Below are 3,336 nucleotides of genomic sequence, written 5' to 3' on the forward strand. Positions count from 1 at the left end.
GGCGGCGGCAGCTGCCGTCCTGCTCGCTGGGGCCCATCCGGCGTACGCGGACGACCCGGCGCCCGCCTGTGCCGCGCCCGACGACCACACCTTCCCGCTCACCACCCGCATCCACGGCGGGCCCGACGCCTACACGGCCGGGGGCGGGTTCGGGACCTGGTATCTCGATCTGACCAACACGACCGACCGGCCGTGCACCGGTATCCACCCCGTCGTCGTGCTCGTCGACGACAAGCGGGCGCTGGAGCCGTCGCAGCCCCGGCTGGAGTTCTTCGAGGGGGCGCGGGCGCACCCCGTGCGGTTCGAGAAGACCGAAGAGGACGAGCTCGTCGGGGCGTTCGCCGACGAGGAGGACCGCTTCGCCGGGTTCACGGTCGGACCGGGGAAGACCGTCACCGTGAAGGTGCGGCTCGCGGTCACTTCGGACGCCGTGCCGAACGACGTGACCGCCAACGCCGCCGTGGTGCAGCGGCACGACGACGACGGCGACTGGGTCGGGCAGTCGAACGACTACCGGTTCGGGATCGACGGCGACGGCCCGATCGGCAGGGGTGAGATCGACAGGGGTGAGCAGGAGGCCGACGGCGGTACCGACTCCCTGCCGGAGTCCGAGGAGTCCGTCCCGCCCCGCGAGGACCGCTTCCCGTTCGCCGAGGAACTCGCCCGTACGGGATCCGGCGGCCAGGTCGCCGCTGCCGCCGCGGCGGTACTGATCGCCGGGGGCGGGGCACTGCTCCTCGCCCGCAGGCGCCGCTGAGGCGCGTGGACCTGTCCCGCCTGTCGGGACGCCGTACGCAGGCCATTCCACAAGATCCGGCCACTGTTTAGGCTTGGGCTCCTGGCCCCAAGGCGCACGCCGGCCCGCGTACGGCAGGAGATCCCGCACATGGCAGACCGCAAGCCCATCGAGTCGTGGCTCACCGACATGGACGGTGTGCTCATCCACGAGGGCGTACCGATCCCCGGCGCCGACGCCTTCCTCAAGAAGCTGCGCGAGTCCGGGAAGCCCTTCCTGGTCCTCACCAACAACTCGATGTACACCCCGCGCGACCTGCACGCCCGGCTGCGCCGCATGGGCCTGGAGGTGCCGATCGAGAGCATCTGGACCTCGGCCCTGGCCACGGCCCAGTTCCTGGACGACCAGCGGCCGGGCGGCTCGGCGTACGTCATCGGCGAGGCCGGCCTGACCACCGCGCTGCACGACATCGGCTACATCCTGACCGACCACGAGCCGGACTACGTCGTCCTCGGCGAGACCCGCACGTACTCCTTCGAGGCCATGACGAAGGCGGTACGGCTCATCCTCGGCGGCGCCCGTTTCATCTGCACCAACCCCGACGAGACGGGCCCGTCCACCGAGGGCCCGCTGCCCGCGACCGGTGCCGTGGCCGCGCTGATCACCCAGGCGACCGGCAAGAAGCCGTACTTCGCGGGCAAGCCGAACCCCCTGATGATGCGGACCGGGCTGAACGCCATCGGGGCGCACTCCGAGAGCAGCGCGATGATCGGCGACCGCATGGACACGGACGTGCTGGCGGGCATGGAGGCCGGGATGCAGACGTACCTGGTGCTCACCGGCCTGACCCGGCCCGACCAGGTCGAGGGCTTCCCGTACCGGCCGTCGCAGGTCGTGGACTCGATCGCGGACCTCGTCGACCGGGTCTGAGCCCGGGAGGCAGCGGACCTCCGGGCCGAGGCAGCGGACCGGAGCCCAAACCCGTCGCCACTCGTATGGAGCAGCCCTCGCGTCCCTGAGGATGCGGGGGCCGACCGTGCGGGGGAGGCTCCAGGCGTCTGGAGGTTCACGATGGGTTCCCTGAGAGACACTGTCTGTACGAGCGTCCTGGTCGCGGCCGCCCTCACCCCGGCGGCCTACGCGGCGGACGCAGGGGGCGTCTCGGTGACCCCGGCGACCCCCGCGCCCGGCAGTGACGTCACGCTCCGCGTGACCGACTGTGCGGAGAGGACGGCCGTCGCCCGCTCGGCGGCGTTCGTCGCGGACGCGCGGCTCACCGTCACCGACGGTGAACTCGTCGGCGACAGCCGCGTCCGCTCCACGCTCGACGCGGGGACGTACGCCGTGAAGGTCACCTGCGGGGAGACCGAACGGACCGGCACGTTCGCCGTCCGGGAGGGTGAGAGGCGGTGGTCCGCGTCCGGGGCGGGGAGCGAGAATTCGTCCGTGTCCGGGACCGGTGGACAGCCGCCCGCACCCTGGACCGGTGACCGGCCACCCGAGTCCGTGTCCGGGACCGTCGGGCAGCCGCCCGCACCCGGCACGATCGGGCAGCCGCCGGCACCCGGGACCGGCGGGCAGCCGCCCATGCCCGAGGGCGGTGGACAGCCGTCCGCGTCCGGCGACGACGGGCAGCGGCCCGCGTCCGGAGGCGATGAGCAGCGGCCCGCCTCCCGGCCGCCGGGCGCCTACCCCTCACCCGTCGCCCCCGTCCAGGCGGGTGGTGGTGGCGCGGCGGACCTCGTCGCCGCCGAGGACCGCGGAGCCGGTCCCGGTACGGCACAGGGGGTGACCGGCCTGATTCTCGCGGGAGTGGCCGCGGTGGTCGTCGCGCTGGGCGGTGTCCGCCGGAGCCGCGGAACGGACTGACCATGTCCGACCAGGATCGAATCAAGGGACACGCCTCGGGCACCGGCCGCCTGCTGGCCGGTGTCGCCTGGGTGGCGCTGCTGCTCGGGCTGTGGCTGTGGGGCCGCGAGGTGACCGACGTACGGCACGGCATTTCCGCGCCCACCACGGGCGACATGGCGGCGGCCGGACGGCCCCCGGACGTGAAACTGCCGCCCGCGCACCGCCCGTTGGGCGACGCGCTGCCGCAGCGCGTCGACATCCCCGGGCTCGGGGTGCAGGCGCCAGTGGTGGCGCGTGGGCTGGACGCGCGCGGCGCGCTCGATCCGCCGCCGTACGACCAGCCGGGCGTGGTCGGCTGGTACGCGGGCGGCGTGGCACCCGGGGCGCCGGGGACCGCGCTGATGGTCGGTCACGTCGACACCGACTCCCGGCCGGCCGTCTTCTACAAGGTCAGTGCCATGCGGCCGGGTCAGACGATCCGGGTGGTCCGGGCCGACGCCAAGGTCGCGGAGTTCACCGTCGAGTCCGTCCAGGTCCTCACCCGCGACCACTTCGACGCACACCAGGCCTACGGGCCCCGCGAGTCGGGGCGGGCCGAGCTGCGGCTGGTCACCTGCGGCGGCAGCTTCGACCGTACGACCCGCAGCTACACGGCGAACGTGGTGGTGTCGGCGTATCTGACGGGTTGTGGATGGGGGTGTCGTCCTTGACCGCGACGAAGAAGGGAGGTGTCGGGGGGGGGGGGGCGG

4 protein-coding genes are annotated in these 3,336 nt (G+C 73.4%); all 4 read left to right on the top strand.

What is annotated here, in order from left to right; genetic code table 11:
- On the top strand, window positions 1-757 hold a 757-nt coding region (locus AOQ53_RS23175), incomplete at its 5' end, for an LPXTG cell wall anchor domain-containing protein (protein WP_059420092.1).
- A 129-nt stretch (window positions 758-886) separates the two neighbouring features.
- Window positions 887-1,666, top strand: a complete 780-nt coding sequence (locus tag AOQ53_RS23180) for an HAD-IIA family hydrolase (protein WP_059420093.1) — start codon at window positions 887-889, stop codon at window positions 1,664-1,666.
- A 141-nt stretch (window positions 1,667-1,807) separates the two neighbouring features.
- Window positions 1,808-2,605 (top strand): hypothetical protein, encoded by a 798-nt coding sequence (locus AOQ53_RS23185; RefSeq protein WP_059420094.1) that lies wholly within the window; start codon window positions 1,808-1,810, stop codon window positions 2,603-2,605.
- A 2-nt stretch (window positions 2,606-2,607) separates the two neighbouring features.
- Window positions 2,608-3,297, top strand: a complete 690-nt coding sequence (locus AOQ53_RS23190; RefSeq protein ID WP_059420096.1) for a class F sortase — start codon at window positions 2,608-2,610, stop codon at window positions 3,295-3,297.
- Window positions 3,298-3,336 lie beyond the last annotated feature (39 nt).

The sequence above is a fragment of the Streptomyces azureus genome (genome assembly GCF_001270025.1).
GTDB lineage: Bacteria > Actinomycetota > Actinomycetes > Streptomycetales > Streptomycetaceae > Streptomyces > Streptomyces azureus.

Coding starts and splice junctions, on each gene's coding strand:
- AOQ53_RS23185 (WP_059420094.1), top strand. CDS start 1,808: ATGGGTTCCCTGAGAGACACTGTCTGTACGAGCGTCCTGGTCGCGGCC.
- AOQ53_RS23190 (WP_059420096.1), top strand. CDS start 2,608: ATGTCCGACCAGGATCGAATCAAGGGACACGCCTCGGGCACCGGCCGC.
- AOQ53_RS23180 (WP_059420093.1), top strand. CDS start 887: ATGGCAGACCGCAAGCCCATCGAGTCGTGGCTCACCGACATGGACGGT.